The organism is Enterococcus sp. LJL90 (assembly GCF_056924355.1).
Window position 1 is genome coordinate 157631 of sequence record NZ_JBXPBQ010000008.1, and the last position, 22561, is coordinate 180191.

At 39.9% G+C, this 22561-nt stretch carries 22 protein-coding genes, 1 tRNA gene and 1 pseudogene; 9 read left to right on the top strand and 15 right to left on the bottom strand.

The window, feature by feature from the left end:
- Positions 1 to 65: 65 nt before the first annotated feature.
- Together AC1Z3S_RS16060 and AC1Z3S_RS16065 are read right to left on the bottom strand one after the other, a co-directional pair.
- Positions 66 to 2741 carry a calcium-translocating P-type ATPase, SERCA-type gene (locus AC1Z3S_RS16060; RefSeq protein WP_461741199.1) on the bottom strand — a complete coding sequence of 892 codons (2676 nt, stop codon included), beginning with the start codon at positions 2739 to 2741 and terminating at the stop codon, positions 66 to 68.
- Positions 2742 to 3034: 293 nt separating this feature from the next.
- The gene (locus tag AC1Z3S_RS16065; protein ID WP_461741200.1) at positions 3035 to 3979 is read right to left on the bottom strand and encodes an SMP-30/gluconolactonase/LRE family protein; all 945 of its coding nucleotides are present in this window, start codon (positions 3977 to 3979) and stop codon (positions 3035 to 3037) included.
- Between the two features lie 168 nt (positions 3980 to 4147).
- Here AC1Z3S_RS16065 and AC1Z3S_RS16070 point away from each other — a divergent pair, with 168 nt between their 5' ends.
- Positions 4148 to 5032 (top strand): helix-turn-helix transcriptional regulator, encoded by an 885-nt coding sequence (locus AC1Z3S_RS16070; protein ID WP_461741201.1) that lies wholly within the window; start codon positions 4148 to 4150, stop codon positions 5030 to 5032.
- Positions 5033 to 5144: 112 nt separating this feature from the next.
- On the opposite strand, the gene AC1Z3S_RS16075 is transcribed toward AC1Z3S_RS16070, so the two are convergent.
- The 6 genes from AC1Z3S_RS16075 to AC1Z3S_RS16100 all read right to left on the bottom strand — a co-directional run bounded on the left by AC1Z3S_RS16075 (position 5145) and on the right by AC1Z3S_RS16100 (position 11695).
- Complete coding sequence (locus tag AC1Z3S_RS16075; protein WP_461741202.1) at positions 5145 to 5888, bottom strand: tRNA 2-thiocytidine biosynthesis TtcA family protein; 744 nt, start codon at positions 5886 to 5888, stop codon at positions 5145 to 5147.
- A gap of 157 nt (positions 5889 to 6045) precedes the next feature.
- Positions 6046 to 7902, bottom strand: coding sequence for an LTA synthase family protein (locus AC1Z3S_RS16080; RefSeq protein ID WP_461741203.1), 1857 nt, complete (start codon positions 7900 to 7902; stop codon positions 6046 to 6048).
- A 401-nt stretch (positions 7903 to 8303) separates the two neighbouring features.
- On the bottom strand, positions 8304 to 9128 hold the full coding sequence (gene nadE / locus AC1Z3S_RS16085) for an ammonia-dependent NAD(+) synthetase (protein WP_461741219.1): 825 nt from the start codon (positions 9126 to 9128) through the stop codon (positions 8304 to 8306).
- A gap of 27 nt (positions 9129 to 9155) precedes the next feature.
- Positions 9156 to 10619 carry a nicotinate phosphoribosyltransferase gene (locus AC1Z3S_RS16090; protein ID WP_461741204.1) on the bottom strand — a complete coding sequence of 488 codons (1464 nt, stop codon included), beginning with the start codon at positions 10617 to 10619 and terminating at the stop codon, positions 9156 to 9158.
- A gap of 338 nt (positions 10620 to 10957) precedes the next feature.
- Positions 10958 to 11311, bottom strand: coding sequence for a DUF1827 family protein (locus AC1Z3S_RS16095; RefSeq protein WP_265458363.1), 354 nt, complete (start codon positions 11309 to 11311; stop codon positions 10958 to 10960).
- A 27-nt stretch (positions 11312 to 11338) separates the two neighbouring features.
- On the bottom strand, positions 11339 to 11695 hold the full coding sequence (locus tag AC1Z3S_RS16100; RefSeq protein ID WP_461736362.1) for a DUF1827 family protein: 357 nt from the start codon (positions 11693 to 11695) through the stop codon (positions 11339 to 11341).
- A gap of 135 nt (positions 11696 to 11830) precedes the next feature.
- Between AC1Z3S_RS16100 and AC1Z3S_RS16105 the strand changes: the two genes are divergently transcribed.
- On the top strand, positions 11831 to 12592 hold the full coding sequence (locus tag AC1Z3S_RS16105) for a MerR family transcriptional regulator (protein WP_461741205.1): 762 nt from the start codon (positions 11831 to 11833) through the stop codon (positions 12590 to 12592).
- A 160-nt stretch (positions 12593 to 12752) separates the two neighbouring features.
- Here AC1Z3S_RS16105 and AC1Z3S_RS16110 read toward each other — a convergent pair whose 3' ends face one another.
- From AC1Z3S_RS16110 to AC1Z3S_RS16125, 4 genes are all read right to left on the bottom strand, one after another.
- Complete coding sequence (locus tag AC1Z3S_RS16110; protein WP_461741206.1) at positions 12753 to 13679, bottom strand: LacI family DNA-binding transcriptional regulator; 927 nt, start codon at positions 13677 to 13679, stop codon at positions 12753 to 12755.
- Between the two features lie 99 nt (positions 13680 to 13778).
- Positions 13779 to 14060, bottom strand: a complete 282-nt coding sequence (locus AC1Z3S_RS16115; RefSeq protein WP_461741207.1) for a hypothetical protein — start codon at positions 14058 to 14060, stop codon at positions 13779 to 13781.
- A gap of 307 nt (positions 14061 to 14367) precedes the next feature.
- Positions 14368 to 15732 carry an aldehyde dehydrogenase family protein gene (locus AC1Z3S_RS16120; protein ID WP_461741208.1) on the bottom strand — a complete coding sequence of 455 codons (1365 nt, stop codon included), beginning with the start codon at positions 15730 to 15732 and terminating at the stop codon, positions 14368 to 14370.
- A 225-nt stretch (positions 15733 to 15957) separates the two neighbouring features.
- The gene (locus tag AC1Z3S_RS16125; protein ID WP_461741220.1) at positions 15958 to 16305 is read right to left on the bottom strand and encodes an iron chaperone; all 348 of its coding nucleotides are present in this window, start codon (positions 16303 to 16305) and stop codon (positions 15958 to 15960) included.
- A 173-nt stretch (positions 16306 to 16478) separates the two neighbouring features.
- Between AC1Z3S_RS16125 and AC1Z3S_RS16130 the strand changes: the two genes are divergently transcribed.
- The 7 genes from AC1Z3S_RS16130 (at position 16479) to AC1Z3S_RS16160 (ending at position 20983) form a co-directional block, all read left to right on the top strand.
- A complete protein-coding gene (locus AC1Z3S_RS16130; protein WP_461741209.1) occupies positions 16479 to 16919 on the top strand; it encodes a GNAT family N-acetyltransferase in 441 nt (146 codons plus the stop codon).
- Between the two features lie 12 nt (positions 16920 to 16931).
- The gene (locus tag AC1Z3S_RS16135; protein ID WP_461741210.1) at positions 16932 to 17516 is read left to right on the top strand and encodes a DEAD/DEAH box helicase family protein; all 585 of its coding nucleotides are present in this window, start codon (positions 16932 to 16934) and stop codon (positions 17514 to 17516) included.
- Between the two features lie 13 nt (positions 17517 to 17529).
- Complete coding sequence (locus AC1Z3S_RS16140; protein WP_461741211.1) at positions 17530 to 18060, top strand: putative immunity protein; 531 nt, start codon at positions 17530 to 17532, stop codon at positions 18058 to 18060.
- A gap of 371 nt (positions 18061 to 18431) precedes the next feature.
- Complete coding sequence (locus AC1Z3S_RS16145) at positions 18432 to 19082, top strand: hypothetical protein (RefSeq protein WP_461741212.1); 651 nt, start codon at positions 18432 to 18434, stop codon at positions 19080 to 19082.
- A gap of 463 nt (positions 19083 to 19545) precedes the next feature.
- Positions 19546 to 19950, top strand: a complete 405-nt coding sequence (locus AC1Z3S_RS16150; protein WP_461741213.1) for a hypothetical protein — start codon at positions 19546 to 19548, stop codon at positions 19948 to 19950.
- Positions 19951 to 20513: 563 nt separating this feature from the next.
- Positions 20514 to 20645, top strand: coding sequence for a hypothetical protein (locus tag AC1Z3S_RS16155; RefSeq protein WP_461741214.1), 132 nt, complete (start codon positions 20514 to 20516; stop codon positions 20643 to 20645).
- Positions 20646 to 20773: 128 nt separating this feature from the next.
- A complete protein-coding gene (locus AC1Z3S_RS16160) occupies positions 20774 to 20983 on the top strand; it encodes a helix-turn-helix domain-containing protein (protein WP_461741215.1) in 210 nt (69 codons plus the stop codon).
- A 515-nt stretch (positions 20984 to 21498) separates the two neighbouring features.
- Here the strand turns inward: AC1Z3S_RS16160 and AC1Z3S_RS16165 are convergent.
- The 3 genes and pseudogenes from AC1Z3S_RS16165 to AC1Z3S_RS16175 form a co-directional block, all read right to left on the bottom strand.
- Positions 21499 to 21960: a universal stress protein gene (locus AC1Z3S_RS16165; RefSeq protein ID WP_461741216.1), complete on the bottom strand. Its 462-nt coding sequence runs from the start codon at positions 21958 to 21960 to the stop codon at positions 21499 to 21501.
- A gap of 77 nt (positions 21961 to 22037) precedes the next feature.
- Positions 22038 to 22111, bottom strand: a tRNA-Ile gene (locus AC1Z3S_RS16170).
- An 82-nt stretch (positions 22112 to 22193) separates the two neighbouring features.
- Positions 22194 to 22561: pseudogene (locus AC1Z3S_RS16175) on the bottom strand (peptidoglycan amidohydrolase family protein); the annotation flags it as partial.

Sequence of the window (22561 nt, forward strand, 5' to 3'; positions counted from 1 at the left end):
GATGCTGACTCTAGACGACCTTCTGATAATCGAAGACAAGTTTTATTTATTAAAATTAAAAAATGTTACTCTTTGCCCATCGCCCGTTGGATAGCTTTCACAATTTCCACGATTGGAATAATTGCAAATGAGGCCCCTAAGACGATTGCCCATTGATACATATCCAGATGTGCCACCCGGAAAATATCATTTAAGCCTGGTACGACAATAATCACCATCATTAATGCAAATGATAATAGAATCGCCCAGTTAAAGGTTTTATTGCGGAACGGTCCGACTTTGAACAGTGACTGGTGGATGGATTTTACGTTAAAGGCATGGAACAATTGCATTAAGCCCAACGTTGCAAATGCCATCGTCAATGCATCACTGTGGATTGCATCGTAACCAGTGTGAACTGGCCATTGAATTGCTGCCCAGTAAACGAAAAGAACCGTCGCACCTTCTAAGATACCTTGGTAGATAATACTGCTAAGAACACCGCCAGAGAAGAGATTGGAATTACGGCCCCGTGGTTTGTGGCTCATCAAATCTTTTTCAGCCGGTTCCATTCCTAAAGCAATCGCTGGGAATGTATCAGTTACTAAGTTAATCCATAATAAATGAATTGGCAATAACGTATCCCAACCAAGTAAAGTTGCGATAAATAAAGTTAAGACTTCCCCTAAGTTGGCAGCCAATAAATATTGAACAGTTTTTTGAATATTGGAGAAGACTTTACGGCCTTCTTCCACGGCAACGACGATAGTCGCAAAGTTATCGTCGGCTAAGACCATATCAGAAGCACCTTTAGAAACTTCCGTTCCGGTAATCCCCATGCCGATACCGATATCTGCTTGCTTCAATGAAGGCGCATCATTCACCCCGTCACCGGTCATCGCAACTACTTTACCTTCAGTCTGCCACGCTTTAACAATCCGAACTTTATGCTCTGGTGAAACCCGAGCATAAACGGAGTATTCATGAACCCGCTTAGCAAATTCTTCATCTGACATTTCATTTAATTCAGCACCTGTTAAAACAGCATCATCATCACCGGCTTTAATAATTCCTAAACGCGCGGCAATCGCTTCGGCTGTATCACGGTGGTCACCGGTAATCATAATTGGACGAATACCAGCTTTTTTAGCCATCCGCACAGCTTCAGCAGCTTCTTTACGTTCTGGGTCAATCATGCCGACTAAGCCAGCAAAAATTAAATTATTTTCTAAGTCTTCTGTCGTTAATTCTGCTGGGATTGCATCAAGATATTTGTAAGCCATTCCCAACACCCGCAAAGCTTGTCGAGCCATGTCGGTATTATTTTCTAAAATAATATTTTTTTCTTCGGCTGTCATCGGTTTTACTTCACCGTTTAATAACACTTCGGTTGTCCGTTGTAATAAGACATCCGGCGCACCTTTAACAGCCACTAAGAATTTACCATTGGCTAATTGATGAATGGTGCTCATCAATTTCCGATCAGAATCAAATGGCAATTCTGCGACCCGTGGTTCAGCAGCAACTTTTTCCGTTACGTTAAAGCCATGATCTAACCCGTATTGCACCAAAGCCGTTTCGGTTGGATCGCCAATCAAAGAGCCGTCTTGGGCAAATTTAGTATCATTGGCATAGGTCATCACTTTTAATGCTAGATTGTCATGACTAACATCATCGCCAGCCGGTACTTGGGTATTGTCAAAAAAGATTTTTTCAACGGTCATTTGGTTCAATGTCAACGTACCAGTTTTATCAGAGGCAATAATATCTGTTGAACCTAATGTTTCAACAGCTGGTAATTTTCGAATAACGGCATTTCGTTTGGCCATTACTTGAGTACCTAGAGCTAAAATAATTGTTACAATCGCTGGCAGCCCTTCCGGAATGGCTGCAACGGCTAAGGAAACAGAAGTTAACAGCATATCAATTGGGTCAGTTCCGTTAATCACGATTCCTACAACAAACATGATGACAGCTATCACAATAATTGCGATGGTTAAGAATTTACCTAAGTCATTTAAATTGGTTTTCAACGGTGTTTCTGTTTCATCCGCTTGAGCTAACATGTTGGCGATTTTACCAACTTCGGTATTCATCCCAGTGTTTACAACAACCCCGGTACCACGACCGTAAGTCACGTTAGAGTTTGAATAAGCCATGTTGATTCGGTCACCGATACCAATATCAGTGCCTTCTAAAACAACGATTTCTTTTTCAACTGGCACTGATTCACCAGTTAAAGCTGCCTCTTCAATTTTTAATGAATTAGAGCTGATTAAACGCATATCTGCTGGGACAACATCCCCAGCTTCCAGCAAGACGATGTCCCCTGGGACTAATTCATTACTTTTAATTGACAAAGTGTGGCCATCTCGTAAAACATTCGCATTGGGCGTTGACATTTCTTTCAAAGCTTCAATCGCTTGTTCGGCTTTGGATTCTTGGAAGACACCCATCACAGCATTGATTACAACTACTAGAAGAATGATGATAGAATCAACAAGCTCGTGGGAGACGACTGCTGAAATAATTGCTGCTGCAATCAATACAATAATCATCATATCTTTGAACTGTTCTAAAAATTTCATGAAGAGACTTTTTTTCTTGCCCTCTTCCAGCTCATTGAGACCATATTCTTGAATTCTCTTTTGGGCTTCACTAGCACTTAACCCTTCGGCAGACGACTGAACTTCCTGCAGGACCTCAGCCTCTGTTTGCGCATAAAAGGGAGCTTGAACCTGCGCCTTTTTTTCTTCTGACATTTTCATCCTCCTAATTTTTAAATATGTGCTGCGGGATTTCAGAGTAAAAAAAATAGACTCACGTACACTCAAAAAGCGTACATAAGTCTCACTATTTAAGACAGCGCCAGAAAATTTCTTCCGGTGTTGGTGACGCTGTCACAGCAAACTCTTTGCTGCTAGTTACTCCCTCATGTAAATACCACAGGCGATATTTAATTACAAAATCAATTATAACTGTTGCAAGAGGGGACTGCAATCTTTTTAAGGAATTTTTTCAGGTAAAGGTTTTCACTCTGTTAGAAATAAAAAAATTATTGAAATTGGAAATTTTTATGACCGACTGCAAAACTCTTAGCATGATACAACCAAGAACCGCCATCACCGCTGCCGTCATTTGAGCAGATGACCAGCTGCTTTTGCTCTGGATAAACGGCAACACTTGTCGAACGCAGCATCTGCCGCTGGATTCTTTCCGGCAGGAAAATCTGTTCAATCGGTAGGCCTTCTGGATTAAAGACCAGCACACGCCCTTGCATATACATGGCAACGTATAAGTTTCCCAGAGCATCGATACAAATTGAATCTGGTCCTTCCAAGCCGCTAAAGTGATAAGGCACGGCACTGCCGTATGCCGGGATTGTGACATGATCCTCCGCTAGACTCCAAAAATGCAAACGATTGTTGCTCATCTCTGTTGTCCACAAGCCATCATTGGTTGGATTTAAAGCCACACCATTGGGTACGGCCATATTGCCCATCACTTGGGTAATTTTTTGATAATCGGCAGACACATAATAGACTCCGCCAATCGGGTTGCAGGAATACCCTTTAAAATCGGTAAAATAAAAACCGCCTGCTTCATCAAAAATCAAATCATCAATCACAAAACCAAAGGAGGCATTAACAATTGTTTCTAGCCCGCTACCATCTGGCTGCATAGCAAGGACGCTGCCGGTACTCTCCATATCGCCTAGACAGCAAATAAATAAGCGTCCGTCCCGATGAATTTTCAAAGCTGCTGGATTTTGACTTTCCAACAGCGCAATTTGTGTCAGCTGCATTTCAGGCAGCTGCAAACAATAAATCCCGCCACCAAAAACATCGACAAAATATAAATCCCCCTTACGATCAAAACAGAGTCCCTCCAGCTGCATTTGCTGGTCTGATACTTTAAACCACGGCTCAGCCACTTGATAAGGGATGGTTAATTCATGATTTGGTAGTAAGCCTGGTTGTAAAAATTTATCGCTCCGCATAAAATTCCTCCTTTACTAAAGAAAACGATTTCATTGAAATCATAGCATTTTTTTCAACGAAAGAAAAATTTTCTTTTTTTAGCTCGTCATTTTTTCAAAATTGAGCAAGATATATCAAAAAAAGTTTTTTTAATCCTGCTATACTTTGATTACAGGAGGAAGCAGCCTATGCATACCGCTGAAATTCAACAAGCGATTACTTTCATTGAAGCTAATTTGACTGAAAACTTATCTTTGGCGTCAGTCGCCGACACTGTCGGACTGTCGAAATTTTATTTTCACCGCCTGTTTAAAAAAGAAGTTGGCATCCCCCTTTATACCTACATCAAGGAAAGACGGTTAACGCTGGCCAGCAAACTATTGACCCAAAGCCAAATCAGCATTTTAGAGATTGCCTTAGTCGCCCAATTTGACTCGCAAGAAGCTTTTAGTCGAGCCTTTAAGCAAAAATTTCATCTGCCACCTAAGCTTTATCGAAAGACTTTAACAAATTTAATTTCTCAGGAGGAAAAAAATATGACAACAACTACTGAAATTTCTGGCTGGCTATTTTCCGGCAGTGCCAGTGAAAAATATCAACTAGAACTCGACCAGCAAACCTTTCATTCTGGAACCCAAGCTGCCCTGCTGAAAAGCACCGCTGACACTTTTGAACAACCGGACTTTGCCACAATTTTACAGCAGTTTACACCGGAAAATTATCTTGGTAAACGGGTAAAATTTTCGGCCTTTATTAAAGCCGATGAAGTCGTTGGCTGGGCTGGTTTATGGATGCGGATGGATGGTGGCTTCACCGATACAATTTTAAAATTTGATAATATGCAAAACCGGCCTATTCAAGGCACTCGTGATTGGAACTACTATTTTACTGTTTTAGATGTCCCTGTGGAAACCACCATCATCAATATCGGCATTCTTTTACAGGGTGCAGGAAAAATTTGGGTGGATAGCGCCAAGTTTGAAGTGGTCGACCACACTGTGCCCACCACCGATTGGAAGGAAGAAGAAATCTATCAAGCTGGGCCAACGAATTTAGACTTTGAAAAAAACTGACAGCGCAAAAAAAACCCTGATTGGTGACTGTGCCAATCAGGGTATTTATCTGTTTATCAACTCAACGTCAAATATTTTTTTATTAATTTAAAAATTAGCAGTCCATACCAACCTATTTATCCGCACTCCAAAAATCAGCGGCCGTACCCTGCTCCATGCCCATCACAAATTTTTCGCGAATATCTCCATAAGTCTCTGAAAGCTGGGTCACCAAATGTTTCATTTCTTCTCGTTTGGTTTTTTTATCCACCGGGCAAGGATTAAAAATCACCGGCAGCTCTTCTCTTTTCACAAAGCGTTTGATTTCCGTCTCCTCTAGATAAAGCAGCGGGCGAATTAAAGTGACGCCGGTTCTTGTCAGATAGCTTTTAGGTTCAAAGCTATTCATTTTCCCATGGAGTAAAAAATTCATGAAATAAGTTTCAATGGCATCATCCAAATGATGCCCCAACGCAACCTTCTGGCAGCCTAATTCTTTTGCCCGGTTATATAAATAGCCGCGGCGCAATTTAGCACACAAGGAGCAAGGCGATTTTTCTTCGCGGATATCAAACACGACTTGGGCAATATTAGTATCCACAACATCTAATTGATAACCTAAGGATGCCACAAAATTTTCTAGAGGTGTTATATCCATTTCAAAGCCCATCGCTAAACTGATTGGCACAATTTCAAAATCAAATCCTAGCCGCTGCTGCCGGCGAATCATATCTAAAAAATAGAGCAAACTGGTACTGTCTTTCCCACCGCTCATGCCAATCGCTACTCGGTCCCCCGGTTGAATCATTCCATGATTTAAAATCGCTCGGCGAATTGGATTGTAAAATCGCTGATTATCTTTTTTGACAAACGTCATTTTCTCACCTCAATAAGTTCTTTTCATTTATTATTGCTGAGGAATTTTCAGAAGTCTAGGGAAATTAAAAAAATCTCAGCTAATCAAAAAACTGCTAGCAACAAGTAAGATTCCTTCTTGCTGCTAGCAGTTCGTCAAAAATTTCAGATACGCTTTCTTACTCGTCTTGATAAAAGCCCATGTCAAGACTGTATTGCTCGCCACTGACAATGTCGTATTGAATCATTTGGTACTCCTCGTAAATTTCCTCCTGCGGGCTGGAGAGCTGGGCTGTTTCAAACCACTGATTGCCTTGGTAGTACAAGCCCTTTTCAAAGGCTGGTAAGAAATCCTCAACAGCTAACAGCATCTCATAAAAACCAGTCGTTGATTGATTGCTTTGACTCAATAAATTAGGCGCGAAGTAAAACGGACTAGTAATGGTATCATGGGTCTCCTGCTGCGTTAACTCGCCGGCAGAATCATAAATTAGAAATTGCGTCTCATGCAGTGTCGCCCCAGCATTTTCCTCTTGAATCTCATCGGAATAAATTCCTGGTAAATGATCGCCCCAGAACACAACTAGCGTCCGTCGATCTAATTGATTCAACTCAGTCAAAAATTCCTGCAACGCTTCAGAGCTATAAGCAATATCCTGCAGATAATTATTTAACGAAGCGCTGTTGTCATTGCCGGTGGCGGAATAATTCAAAGTCGAATATTTGCCAGAATACGGCATGTGGGTCTGCATAGTGACGAGATGGACAAACTGTGGCGTCTCATCGGTGCTCAACAGGTCCATAATTTCTGAATAAGCCGCAGCGTCAGAAATATAAGGATTATTTTCAATCGTATCGGTATGGGTCATCGTGTCTTCATATAAAAAGTCATCAAAGCCTAGTTTTTCATAGACATCTTGCCGCTTATACATTGAAGTATTGTAAGGATGAATGGCCGTCGTTTGATAGCCTCGGCCACTTAATAGCGAAACCATCGACGGTAGCTGGTCGAGATTAGAGACTAACATCGTATACGGTGTGGTCATTTGAACATTCATCAAGCCCATCGACAAACTGGTTAGAGCTTCAAATTCAATGTTGGCAGTCCCGCCGCCGTAATTTTGTGACAGCATTTTTCCGCTGTAGGTTTCATCAGCAACCGCATAATAATCTGCCAAAGGATCCCCTTCAACGGTAATGCCGCTTAAATTGGCTGGGTCTGAAAAGCTTTCACTCATCACATAAATGATATTCGGCTCTTCATCGGTTGCCGTTTGATTGTTTTCCGTTGCTTGACTTTGGTATTTATCGACAATTTCTTGGACGGCTTCTTTAGAATAGCCGGCTGGCTCATCCATCGCATCAACGTTTAAATTATATAAAAAGCCGCCGACAAAGCCGACATTATAATAATTCATCTGCTGGCTGTAGGGAATCCATAGAGCCGTCTTATTATAGGCTTGACGCAATAGATTGTCTTCATTATTAAAATCACTGAAATAAACTAATAAACCACTGGAAAGAACCAAACCCACTACCCGCAGAATCTGCAGCTTGCGGTTCATCTTAAAGCTGCGGTAAATTTGATGGATAAAGACCGCCAAAATTAAAACGGCTAAAATCATCAAGAAGACAAATGGACCGGTGCCGACCATTTCCCGTAATAGTCCGAATTCGACAATCATTTTTAAATCATCGGGATAAATCGGCTCCTCCCGATAGAGCATTTTCAAATAATCGGCATAGCCTAAAACGCCAATCACAAACGTATAAAAAATGGCGCCAATAGTGACTGAGCCGGCAATCGACATGATAAAGACTAATAGCGTGCCTAAAACCAGACTGCCTAAGAAAAATTTTTCCACATGCCACGAAAAAGCAAATTTGAATGCTAGGCTTGTATCATAATCATTTTGACTCCACTGCAGATAAAGATTGCTGATAATCACTAAGATAAACAATAAAACGACCGTCAAAACTAGCTTGACGATTGGCTGTTTCAAAAACTGTTTGATTTTTTTTCCTACTGCTTTCACTAGGGCCTCTTTCCTCAGAGCCGGCACTTTAAAAATGTCCATCTGCAAATGCTTTCCAGCGCAAAAGACTGGGGCAATTGTTTAATTTTGCCCCAGAATATTCTGTTGACTCGATTGCGACTGTGACATTAGTCTTTTTAACAGATGAAAGCTCGAACTATCTTATAGTTACTCTTGCGGTCCAGTAGGCCCGAATCGCAAATTAACCATATCATCTAGTGGTTCTCACTAGCTATCCCTCGTAAAAATCGGCTCTCTTCTAACTAATGTCACGGCCTCAAAAAATCCGCTGTATTCGTTAATAGTCACACTTGCTTTATGTTTCGCTACCAGACTCGACATTTAACTCTATGTACCAGGACACCTTAACTCAAGTACGAGTCAACATGTCCTGCATCGATTTATTTCCAAAAATCATCGAAAATTGTAATAGGTAGATGACGTTTGTGGAGTGTCTTTTGCCACCAGCCTTCAATTGTCGCTTGAGCTTTGGCTGAGACAGCCTTGCCTTCTGTGTAATCATCAATCTCATCATAGGTGACACCTAAAGCCGCTTCATCGGCCAAGAGTGGCTGGCCGTCTTCTAAATCAGCTGTCGGCGTTTTCGTGTAGATTTCCGGTGCTGCGCCCAATTCTTTTAAGAGCATTTTTCCCTGCCGTTTGTTCAAACGAAACAGCGGTAAAATATCTGCCCCGCCATCGCCAAATTTTGTAAAGAAACCGGTGATGTTTTCAGCGGCGTGGTCGGTTCCTAAAACCGCACCGTTTTTTTCGCCGGCAATCCCATATTGAGTAATCATCCGTTGACGGGCTTTGATATTGCCCTTATTAAAATCGCTAATCGTTACACCAGCTTCATTTAAAGCTGCGACTTGTGCATCAACAGCTGGCTTAATGTTGACCCGCAGTGTCACATCCGCTTGAATAAAATCAATGGCCCGCATCGCATCCGCTTCATCCGCTTGCTCACCATAAGGCAAACGCACAGCGATAAATTGATAGCTGTCGTCGCCAGTTTCTGCGCGCATTTCAGTCATCGCCAGTTGCGCCAGCTTACCGGCCAAAGAAGAATCTTGGCCACCGCTAATGCCTAAGACGAAAGTTTTTAAAAATGGGTATTTTTTTAAGTAGGCTTTTAAAAAATCGACGCTTTTACGAATTTCCTCTTGGGGATTAATAGTCGGCTGAACCCCTAATTCAGCAATAATTTCTGTTTGTAATGTCATCATGAAACTCCCTTCATTTTGCAATTCTCAATTGAGATTTTGGACTTCTTTGCGCACTTTTTCAATCAAGCGCATTTTGTGATTCCAACAGTCAGTTGATAAATCGACTGGGTATTTTTGCGGATTGAGATCACGTTTGTACTCATCCCACAAGGAATCTTTGACCTGATTAGAATACTCTTTGATTTCATCCAAGCTCGGCAACTGATAGACCCGGTTGCCATCAACAAAAATTTCCTCCATTAACGGTCGGGCTTCAAAATCGCGAACCGTTTTATTAATAAAAGTATGGACAGGATGGAACATAAAGATTTCCTCTTCTAAACGGGGATCTTCCTCCCACAGCGTTACATAATCTCCTTGACTCTTGCCATCAGCCCGGCTAGTAATCCGCCAAACTTGTTTTTTACCGGGAGTACTAACTTTTTCTGCATTTGAAGATAATTTGATGGTATCCTTCATCTTTCCTTGTTCATCTTCAATTGAAACTAATTTGAAGACCGCACCTAAAGCTGGTTGATCGTAAGCCGTAATCAGCTTGGTACCGACACCCCAGACGTCAATCTTAGCCTTTTGCATCTTCAAATTTAAAATTGTTTCCTCATCTAAATCGTTTGAGGCATAAACTTTAGCTTCGGTGTAGCCGGCATCGTCCAATTGTTCCCGAACTTTTTTAGAAATATAAGCCATATCGCCACTATCAATCCTCACCCCTAAGAAATTGATCTGGTCGCCAAGCTCACGGGCCACTCGAATGGCGTTAGGCACACCCGAGCGCAAAGTATCATAAGTGTCCACCAAAAAGACACAGTCCTTGTGGGTTTTGCCATAAGCCATAAAAGCATCGTAATCATTGCCATAGGATTGGACTAACGAATGGGCATGGGTACCGCTAGCTGGAATGCCGAAAATTTTTCCCGCTCGGACATTAGAGGTCGCATCGGCACCGCCGATATAAGCTGCGCGAGTCCCCCAGATAGCCGCATCTAATTCTTGAGCACGACGCGTTCCAAATTCCAATAAGGGTTCATCGCCGACGACTGATTTAATTCTAGCCGCCTTAGTCGCAATCAGCGTTTGAAAATTAATAATATTTAACAGCGCTGTTTCCACAAGCTGGCAATGTGCCAAAGGACCTTCCACTTGAACAATTGGTTCATTGTTAAAGACGATGTCCCCTTCTAAAGCCGAACGAACGGTACATTTAAATTTAAAATTTTTCAAATAAGTTAAAAACTCTTCTGAATAGCCGCTGACCTCCCGTAAATAATCGAGGTCACTCTCAGAAAAAGTTAGATTTTCTAAATAATTGACCAAGCGTTCTAAACCGGCAAAAATCGCATAACCATTGCGAAAAGGCATATCCCGAAAATAACATTCAAATACTGCATGCAAGTCTGCTCGCCCTAAATCAAAGTAGGTTTGCATCATATTGATCTGATACAAATCCGTATGCAAGGTCAAACTGTCATCTGCATAGTTTTTATTCATCCTGAAACTCCCCTGTCATTTATTTAACTGCTATTATAACAAAAAACTTTTAAACAGTAGCCAATAACGCAAAACTTCTTGCAGAAATCTCTTAAAACTGCTGAAAATTTCACTAAAAAATGAAAAGAGTCTGCTGTACCAACTACTATCCAATTAGCAAAACCAAAACAAGCTTCAAAGAACTGCTGAATTAGCTTGATTTAGCATTAAATGCTAAATTTATCAAACTTCTCAGCAAAATTTTTTCTAAATCTGAGTCCCACAATTATTAGATGACCCAGAAGCGCCTTATTTTGATAATTTCTTTAGATAGCACTGATACTACAGGCTCTCTGTCTTTAGTCTTGTGTCACGGCTTTTTGGATAACAACGAAATCCTTAGCTGTAAATTCCAAGCCCTGTGCGGCCATTTTTTCTAATACGCCGTCCAGGTAAATGCAATCGCCGCCCTTTACTCCTGCTAATAATTTATCACAAACAAAATCAATTTCGGTCTGCTCAATTTTCCGGCTTTTATTAAAAAGCACGAGGACAATCGAATCAAAGGTGTCTACCTTCAAGATAGTCGTCCGATCCAAAGTATAAATTTCATAGGATTTAATCCGCACATTGTCGAATAAATAAGAACAAATAATGGGATAGACACGTCTCAAGGACACGCTGGTGTTTAACTGGCTTTTGATTAATTTCATAAACTAAATCCTCTCTTTACAGTTGCCTTAATCTTCTGGTACCGGCATTTCAATTACCACAATATCCTTGCGGGGCTGCGTAAATTTAAAGCCGGCTTGAGTCATCTTTTCCTTGACCCCCACAGTAACTTTGACCTGCTCTCTAGTCGCATGTAAGAGCCGATGAATCGTAAAGTCGACCTCTTGTTTGGTGATTTTCTTCTTGGTATTAATCATAACAATCCGAATGACATCATACAAATCCGCATAAATAATTTGATTGCGGTCCAATGAGTACATTTTGTAAAATTTAATTGCCCGTGAATCAAAGATATACTTGGTAATATTGGGATAGGTATTTTCCAAATTTAAATTGGAATTAATCGGTGTTTCAATTAATTTCATACTCTCAATCCTCCAGTTATGAATAATTTATTATACATCAACTTTCAAAAAAAATTGACCATAACCCCTTGACCTTTACCTAACGTCAAGGTTTAAACTAAGGTTAACCAGAAAAATTGCGAGGAGACTTAAAAAATGGAATACACGGTGCAAAGACTAGCAAAATTATCTGGGATCAGCTCCCGCACGCTGCGCTATTATGACCAAATTGCTCTTTTAAAGCCAGCTCGCCTTAATTCGGCGGGTTATCGCATCTACGGTAAAAATGAAGTCAACCGCCTGCAGCAGATTCTTTTTTATCGGCAATTAGAATTTTCTCTAGAGGAGATTCAAAAAATTCTCGATCAAACGGATTTTGATTATCAACAGGCGTTGCAACAGCATTATCAGCAACTATTAGCCAAAAGAGAGCAAATTGATTTATTATTGCAGACCGTCAGTGAAACATTAGCTTATTATAAAGGAGAAAAAGACATGCCAGATTCAGAAAAATTCGCCGCTTTCAAAGCCGCCAAACTAGCGGAAAATCAAAGAAAATATGGTGCAGAACTAAAAGCAAAATATCCAGTCGAGCAATTGACTAGTACCAATCAAAAATGGCAGGAATTGACAGAAAGTCAATTTGATGAGCTGCAGGCAGCTGAAAATACGCTGATTGAAACCCTCAATCAATTATTGGAAACAGCGACGCCTGCGATTCCTAGCCCACTGGCTGAAGCGGCCTTTACCGCCCATAAAAAATGGCTAACATTAGCAGCCCCGTTTTATTCAGGAGAGTATCATAAAAATTTAGCCTTGATGTATGTTGAGGACCCCCGCTTTGCCAAGTATTACAATGAAAAAACTGAGCAGGATTCGGTTGCTTTACTTAAACAAATTATTGATTATTATGCGTAAAGTTACTCCATAAAAAATGGTTAATGAAAACATTTTAAAAACACAAAAAAGACTGGAGCAGTCAGCTGTCAGCAAAAGATTTTGCCGCCCTATTTTCACTAACATCGTCGAAAATAAGGCGGCTCTATCTACTATATGACAGACTGGCTGCTTCAGTCTTTTATTGATTACTCCTCATGATAAATTCATAGGGCATTGAATAAATGCCCTTTTTAGCTTGGATTGCCAGTTCAAAGGCTGTGCTGCCACATTCAATTAAATGATGATCAATCGTTGAAATGTGCAGGACATCGCTGATAAAAAGATTTTCCCGGCCAATTAGTAATTCCATTTCCGGCATGAGCATCCGAATCCCCGCAGCTACCAAGTCGCCGTTGGTAAAGATTCCATCCACTTGCCGTTCTTTAAAAAACGGCACTGCTTCTTTGCCGTCCTCAATAGTTAAACTGTTCCAAAAAATATTCTCTTCGCTAAAATCCTCAAAAATTTCATGACATAATTGCACCGTAATTTTTGAATTATAACTCAAGGTGCGACTACGACCAAGAGTCACCCCAGGATTACGCACTCCTTGAGCTTTCAAATAATTAAGGGCCTCCGTTAGAGAATCAATGCGATTGATAAACGTACAGCCGTCGGATAATTCGGGAATATCCTCACAAAAAACAATCCGGCCATAATCCAAATAGGGAAAGATATCGACTAAATTATTGGCCCGTGAAGTTAGAATTAAACCGTCAAAACTTTTAGCTGCTAACTGCTGCAGGTATTTTTTCTCCGTTTCCGGGTCATACTTTGTCGGCAGCAGGGTAATCTGATAGCCATAATCAAAAGCTGTTGTCATAATGCCGCTGATCAATTGGTCAAAATAAGGGTGATTCACATAGGGGACAATCACCCCAATATTTTTAGTTTTCCCAGAACTCAACATCTGCGCTGTTCGATTGGGAATATAATTGACTTCAGCCATCACCTTTAAAATTTCTTGCCGTTTTTTTTCATCGACATAGGGATTATTGTTGATAACACGAGAAATCGTGGCGACCGAATAACCGGTAAGTTTAGCGATATCACGGATATTGGCCATCTTGTTGCCCTCCTGATTTTGCAAGTAAACAAATATCTGTGAACTTAGACTCAATCTGCTTAACTTTATTTTTCTTTTCGTTTAACAAGAAACGCTGACTTAGCTCGCTACCGCCGTCAAATGTTCCTGTAGATATTCTATCACACCTAATCCATAACACTGAAATTGATACAAGCTGTGCTCATAATAAAAGCTGATACCATCCACGCCAAAGAAATCAGTTGTATCGAGATGGCTGATTTTTGCTAGCGGAATTTCACAGATTGCCTTTTGGTAGAACCCTCGCGGTTGCTGTAACACCATTTTACCGGCTGAAAAATCAATAATCGCATAGAAAAACTTTGTTTCCTTGGCATCGGTAATTTTCACATAAGTATACATAAAATCATCCTTCTTTCATTATTTATAATAAGTTTTTTAACTGAGTTAAGTATAAGTTATGAAACGCGTACCAGAGCAAGCAAAATATTTTAGAAATTTTGATTTTTTTTAACCGCAAGAAACCCTCTAAGATTCGACTGAACAGCCGCCTTAGAGGGTAGTTTTAAATGCTTTTTTAGAAATTCAAAGCGCCTGTCTTTTACTGAATGAACCGATTAATTTTCAATTGAATGGAATATTAAAGTGAGCTAGCAACTGCAAAGCTATCAAAGTAGTTGCTCAAGCTGTTTATTTTTTTCAGGAACTACTACTCCCATAAATTATCCACTATTTGCGGCGCTAGCGGCAACGCCACCCGCTGAACGTTGATTAAATGCCGATACGTTAGATTTTCAGAAATGATATTATTTCCCCACGAGCCGCAGCCTAAAGATGAGGTTGGATTTAATCCGTTAGTCGGTGAACCGCCCGCATCAATGGTCGGCTGATTAACCACTATCCGACTGACAGGTAATGTCAAACCTGTGTACACTATGTGCTCTTGATTATTTGAAAAGAGCCCTGCTGAATGGCCAGCCCCTTCTAATAAAAGATTGGCCTTCGCATAGTCGACAGCCACTTCAAAGGTTTCATAACTTTTCATCACGAGCACCGGACACATTTTTTCCTTATTGAATAATTCTGCTGACCCGATTCCCGCAACCTTCACAGCAATAATTTCGGTATCTTCCGGCACCGATAAGCCAGCCGCTTTAGCAATTACCTCAGGATATTGACCAATCATTTCAGGATTTGTGCGACCCGCTGGAAAAATTACTTCTCGCAATCGATTGACCTCCGCTTCATCGGTAAAGATGGCGGTTTTTTGATTTTCTAAGGCTGCAAAAAGTTCCGCTTCTTTTTCAACCGGATAAAATAAGCTCTGCTGACAGGCGCACACAATGCCATTGTCAAAGGAACGACCGACAACAGACAATTCAGCAGCCGTCACCACATCAAAATCGCGATCTAAAATCGCTTGAACATTTCCCGGGCCAACGCCGAAAGCCGGTTTTCCACTCGAGTAAGCAGACTTAACCAAGCCCGGTCCACCGGTTGCCACAATGACATCACTTTTTTTCATCAGCTCTTGAGATAGCTCAATGTTGGGTTCTTCAATCACCTGCAGCAAGTCAGCCGGCGCACCGACGCTAACTAAAGCTTCCCTCATCAGACGGATTGTTTCTGTCGTCGTTTTTTTTGAACGAGGATGGGGTGAAACAATCATTGCATTGCGGCCTTTGATTGCCATTAACCCATTGCCTAGCGGGGTAATCGTCGGATTCGTTGTCGGCGTTACCGAACCGATAACGCCCATTGGATGACCGATTTCAATCAAGCCGGCTTCAGGAATTTCCCGCAGGACACCAACAGATTTTTTGCCCACCAGACTACTGTAGATATTGGTCGCCATGCCAATATTTTTGTCAATTTTATGATCCACACGACCTAAGCCGGTTTCTGCTCGTGCGAGTTTAGCTAAAGGCTCTGCGTTATCAAAAATCGCCTTTGCGATTACTTTGGTTAAAGTATCAACTTGCTCTTGGGAATAACCATGAATTTCCGCCATCGCCTGTCTGGCCTTTACAACCATTTCTTCTATTGAAATTGAAGTTTTTTCCTCTACAACCATTGTTATCAAACTCCCTTCAAACTTAAAAACAAAATTAAGATGTCTATCATCTATATCATAACACAATTAAAGCGCTATCATTTCGTGGAATAAAAAACTTGTTGCCTTGTAGATAACAAGCAAACGACAAATTTTTTTATATAATCTAAATTTTTGTAATCAGTTTTTCTGTCGGCTTGGCGCTATCAAAACATTTCAGTCCTTCGAATCTTTTATAGATGCAGACTAACTATCCTGCTTAGTCACTTGTTGCCAACGCCAACAGGTCATCTCTCGAATTAATTTATAGGGAATCTCCTTGGTGTAAGGAAATTGAATAGCACCTTTCGAGGTTTTATAAGGACGCAAAGCCTCCGTAAAATTTTCAATAACCGCTGGTGCTGGATAAAATCCTAAGTGTTTTTTAGCTGCAGCAAAATGAACCAAATTTTCTTTATAATAATAAGTCGGCATCCGATATTTAATGGTTTCTTCGGCCTCGGGCAGTGTTTCTTGGATGAGTTTGCGAACCCGAACTAGAATTTCTTGGATCTCTGGAGGGAATTGAGCAATGTACTCTGCTACTGTTGTTATCGCCATCATATCACCTTTTCTCCTAAATTTAGTACCCTAATGATAGACTAGCCCAGTCAATTAAGCAAAGATTTCACAACAAAAATTAGCTAGATAAATTGCAAAAAAACTTTGACGGGCCCTCTGAAATCCTTTATCGTAAACATACACCATTGTTAAAGGAAGCAGAGTAAATGATAAAGAAACTGGACACTGTCACTTCAGAAAACTTAGCTGAGTTGATTCCTATCTGGCTCAAAGGAAACATCGAGGCCCATGATTTTATTGAACGAGAATATTGGGAAAGCCAGCTGACGCTTGTAAGCAAACTTTTGCCAGCTGCAACGCTGCTTGTTGAAGAACAGGCTGGAACAATCGTTGGTTTTCTTGGGCTTCAAGAAAATTACATTGCCGGCTTATTCGTCCTAAAAGAATTTCGCCGCTTAGGTATCGGTCAGGCTCTGTTAAATTACGCAAAAACCCAACGCAGTCAGCTCAACTTATCCGTGTATCAAAAGAATACAGGCGCCTGCCGATTTTATCAAAAAAATGGTTTCAACCTGATTGCTGAAGAGCTTGACCATGCCACCCAAGAAATTGAATTGCAGCTGAGCTGGCACAGTTCAGCTGATTGAAAGGAGCAAACGATGTCATTAATTGTCTTAATTGGTGCCCAAGCCGTCGGAAAAATGACGGTAGGCAAGGAATTAGAAAAAAAGATTGAAGGTCGGCTTTTGTTCAACCATCAAACTCTAGATGTTTTTGCAAACTTTTTAGGGTATAACAAAAAAACCTTTGCCTTGTCTGACCAAATGCGGAAAGCTTTGTTTCAGGCCTTCGTGGAAAATCAAGGCCATAATCAGACGCAGACAATCATCTTTACTGTGATGATTAATTTTGATGATGCCGATGACCGAGAGTTTCTGCAGGATATTGCGGCAATTTTTCTTACAAAGAGTCAAGAGGTCTACTTTGTCGAGTTAACTGCCGAGCTGACAACTCGCCTAAAGCGCAATAGTCACGAGGAACGGTTAGCGGCCAAACCTTCAAAAAGAGATCTCGACTTTTCCCGTAGCGAGCTATTAAACAGCCATCAAAAAATGCGTTTAGAAACTCGGCCGCAGGAATTAGCTAAGCTTTTTCCCACAATCAACACCTTAAAAATTGAGACTACGTTGTTAGAGCCAGCTGAAACCGCCGCAAAAATTGTCGACTATTGGCAACTGACATAGGGAGTTTGTGGAGATGAAAAAAACAGACTACGCTTGGAATGCCCATGAACAAAGTCAATTTGGCAAAGGCCTTATTTCAAGGGCACCTAAAATAAAAATTTTTGATGATGCTGAATTACGCCAGACCTTGGCATTTGATTTAGAAAAATTGCCACAAAACTTATTAGCTGAATGGACTCTAGAAAATGCTGAGCCCTTTTTAAGCTATCTGGATGCCCCTTTCATGGAAGATCAACGAATTAAACTTGCCAAAGAGGCGTTAAAGGAACGGTTAGCGGGCAACCTCTCAGCTGCTGAACTAAGAAAAGCTGGATTTTTAGCAAACCAATTGGCCAAAGAAGCCACGACAGAAATCGGCAAAGCAGCGGCCCGAGTCTTTGCTCAAGCGATTGCTGTTGGTCACATGCGAGGACACGCATTGGTTTCTGCTGATTACGGAGTTAAAACCATCAACCTCTTGTATCCGCATCAGCTTCCACCAGTCAGTCAACTGAGACAGCAGCAAATCGCTTCTGCCCACACTTTTTTGAAAAATTATTTGTGACAAAAGTCTGATTGTGGTTGAAAGCGAATTGACCATTATGAACAATAGCTAGTAAAAATTTCTCAATACTTTTATCAAAAAATAGGACCAATTTGAGTTGAGGAACACATGCTTATTTAACTTGTGGACTTACTGGAACAGAGACAAAGGAGATAATTCGAGGTTTCACCTTTCAAAAATTATCGACATTTTCTGTTTCCCATAAATTATTCTGACAAAGGATTAAATGAAAAAAAGTTGTCACCATAAAAAAATCCCGACAGGAAATCACTTGCGCCGTTTTTTCTACTACCACCTATTCAGTTTTGAAAAAAACTGCATATTCACGATAAAAGATTTATCTTATACTGAGTAGATGGAGGTGAAGTCCCATGGCCAATTTAAAAATCAAAGAGCTGACCATTCAACTTGCTAATCAAATGGTTTTAGAACACTTGGATTTGGAATTGAACGCTGCGGAAATTATCGGCGTCGTAACCACTAATCAATTGGAGCATGCCCATTTCTTCAATCATTTCACCAGACACTTCCCAGAAAACAAAATGACAGCTCAACGCCCGCCCTTTCCCAAAAGAATTTTTTTCACTGCCGATCACAATCGTCTGAAAATCAATTTAACCCCGTTGGAATTGCTAAATTGTTTAGAAATAAACAGCAAAAGTTACCGGCGCCTCCAAGAATTTCTAGCTGCTGCGCCTTCACAGCAATCCTCCTTGAAACAGCCTAACACTGCTTCTGAACCTTTACACTTGAGGATTAACGGCTTTTTCATCAGTGAGACACCAATTTTAACACTCCAGCAAAATCTTCAGGGGACCAGTCAAAGCAGCGTCAAAGAAATCATCGCCAATTTTAGTCATTCCAAAGATTGTAGCAAAATTTTCTTTATGCCCGCTAGAGCCAGTGACCCTCAAGTGATTTCAAAACGAATCTTACATCTCAGAGAACAGCGCCGGTTAGAGACCGCTCTCAGCGCCCCACAGAAAATTTCGGCCCAAAGCTATCAAGCGATTAATACTTAATGCGCTGAACTTATTTTCGTTTTTCCACAAAAATTCTTGAGACTATACTGTCACTGTACTCAATTATTTCCGTTACTAAAGAATTTTACTTTCCAACAGCATTCTTTGACAACTGAGTAATGAGTTATTTTCAAAATAAAAATAAAAAACCTGTCCATCCCTTCAGAGAAAACTCATGAAAGAGATGAACAGGTCTATTTTTTTATTAAAGTCATGATGTAATAATTAAATTACATCATTCCTCCCACCTTTTATGTAGTATTTCTGCTAGTGTATATAGGTTCAAAAAGCCGTTATAATGGGTTTTAGTTCGTTCTTGTAAACACTAAAATATTGTACTAGTTCAAACTAGGATACAACTTTTGCCCCTTTTTTGTCCCTTTTTTTAAAATAAAAGATAAAAAATTCACGACTATGTGAGAGTTATTTGGTATTATGATATAAAAAAGAATAGAGGGATAACATGGATAAATCAATTGATAAGGTAGTATATATGGATAAAGAAAGCGAAAGTCTATCGAGTTTGCTGAAAATATTTAACATCGTTTTTTTAGTTCTTAATATAATTGGAACTCTAGCTATTGCAAACTATGCTGCGGACTCTGCAGGACAAGCAAAATATGTATCAGAACAATTATACGGAACCGAGGGTGATACTTCTTTCAATTACTCACTTGATGACGAAGCAAATGACACTGGCGGGCCTAAAAAAGATATTCTAACTTTGGCCATTGTTGTGTTGGTGGGTATTGGTTACTCTTTACTACTATTCTATGCAATTAAATTAGGATTAAAACATTTCACTAATGTAGCTGAGATGAAACAAATGCAAAAAATTGCATTTAATAAAGATTATGTTAACAACTAAAATAGCGCCCTAGTCATTACGCCAACATCAAAAAACTCGATTTTTTTTGCAAATAGAATTCCAAAACTGCTATCTTATTTAACCAAAATGCCACTTCTGGTAAAATAGCATTGAGGTGAACTCTATGGACAAGTACACAGGATTGTTGACGAAGATTAGACTAATCAAAGAAGAGCCGCTACTGGTGCGTTGTACGCTAGATACTGGCGAGGAGTCGATAAATTGTATTGTAGCTAATCCTCGTATTGCTATAAAGATTCTTATGCTGCCTAATGATAAATATAAAGCGAGCGTGATTGGTCATCGGAATAAGTACGACCAATTAGTTATACGCTGGTTAGCTGTGGATAATGTGGATAAGTTTACAAGGGAGTTGGGATTATAGTGAAACGGCAAAGCGGTTGTTTCGCTGATATGCTATTTCTTTTATCAATACTTTTAATAGTATTCGTCTGCATTATATTTTTTCATTAAAGTCCGATTTTTCGGGCTTTTTTTGTGGGAAAGTGTTGACTTGTTACGCAATGCGTATTATAATATGTATATAGATAGGAGGTGAGGATATGCTAGAAAAAATAATAGCTTCCATAGTCGCAATCATAACTGCTCGTCAGCTCTGGTACAGCGGGACAAAAGCAAAACATGAAAGTGAACTAAAGAAGCTAGAACTTCAAAAGAAGCGTAGAGGGGGTTAACCCCTTCTCTACCTTCATTCTAGCATATTTTTATGAAAACTGTAAATTTAATGTTAAGCGTTTCTGTCATCATTTTGATAGTCTCTGGAATCAGGTATCTATATTATAAATACAAGTAGGTGATTATGTTGGCATGGTTTGAACAATATAAAAAGTCGTTTGGATTTGAAAGCAATTATCAACTGTCTAAAAAGACTGGAATAACTCCTAGTAGTCTGACTCGATTAAACAATTCTTTGGATTGGAAAAATGTAAAAGTAGGCACGATTATTCACCTGGCATCAGCAGCTAACTACTCAGTAGAAGAACTAATCTCATGGTTAAATGAGAATGAATAAAAAAAGGACCCTCCAGCTGTCCATCAACAACAAGAGGGTCAAGAGCAGAATTTGCTCAATGGATTATCTTTACTTTACCATAATATTGTTACAATTCAAGTTTTTTGATATACTAATTTCAGAGTAAGTGACCTGTAGTCGTCTAGCGGAAACTAGGCGGCTATTTTTGTACAAAAAAGTAACCCCCTGAGAGGGATACAATCAGAGGGCGAATAAAAAATATTATTCGATTGGGAGACTAAATTATATCATAGGCTTGCCAACTTGAACAGCTTCCGTTAAAATACAAAAGCAAATATTTTTGCATCAATATTCATTTACCTAGTTATCCGTTAAGTGGTCAAACAGATAACGGAATTAGCTACTCGTTAAAATGAGTGGCTATTTTTGTGCTATAATTTATCTGTGGCTAACAAACTGTAAAATACTATATATAGATTTGGTACACTCGGCCACACTGCACAGGGCGGAAAACTTGTGCAGACTTGAGGCAGCCGCTTTAGGCTGTCTTTTTTTTACCTAACAATCAACAAATTACTAGTTGTATGTTTTATGATATGTTTAGTCATAGACTCTAGATCTCTCTTTACTAAAAACTCATCTTTTTCACCAATAACTATTAAATCAATGTCATGTTCATTTGCATATTTAGGGACAGAGTGTTTTGGTTCTGTATATGTGATTGTGCTTGAAACATTAGTAAAACCACGTCGGTTCACTTTAGCAATGAATTCATCAATTTGTTCTGCGAATTCCTTATCCAATTCTTGTGTTGATTCATAAGAATAAGGAATATATATTTCATTTGTAAAACCTGTTGGAGCTTCTGCCATCTCAATGTCTATGTCAGAATTATTCGGATTGTAGAACAGAATGTGTAAAGTTGCTTCTTTCAAGTTAATACTCTTAAGAACTTGGTCAACTGGACTGGCTGCATAATTTGAGCTGTTGGCAACAATTAGAATATTTTTGTACATGGCTATCACCTCATAGTTTTTCTTAAGTATACCACTATGAAATGATTTATATGCATAAGAACACTTTGCGATTTTTATGTACCTCACAGGACTCGAACCTGCGACCGGACGGTTATGAGCCGTCTGCTCTGACCAACTGAGCTAAAGGTACCTGAGTTGATATTATAACATAAATAAGCCGCTACTCACTTAAGAGTAGCGGCTTGATTGTTGAATCCTTTTCTAAAATTAGGTTATCCCAAAATGCCAGCAACTGGCTTTTGACCAGAAATCTGCTCAAGCCGTGTATACCAAGGTAAATTGCCGTCAAAGACATATTCAGGCATGTCTTTTCCGTTGTTGTCTTTGTAAATTCTTTTCAAAATTACAATTTCATCTCCGTGCGCTATATATTTTGCACTAGTACCATCAAAGTAATAGCCATCACTTGAACCTTTACCATTTGGTCTCCAATAAATACATTGCATAGTTGTTTCCCTCCCTTTATTTTCATTGTTATTATTTTCTGCATTTTTCAATCTGTAGTAATAAGTTGGTGGGCCACCTAGCCAACCCGAACTTGCCGCAGTTTCTGCAATTCCATTTACAGAGCCCGCTGTAC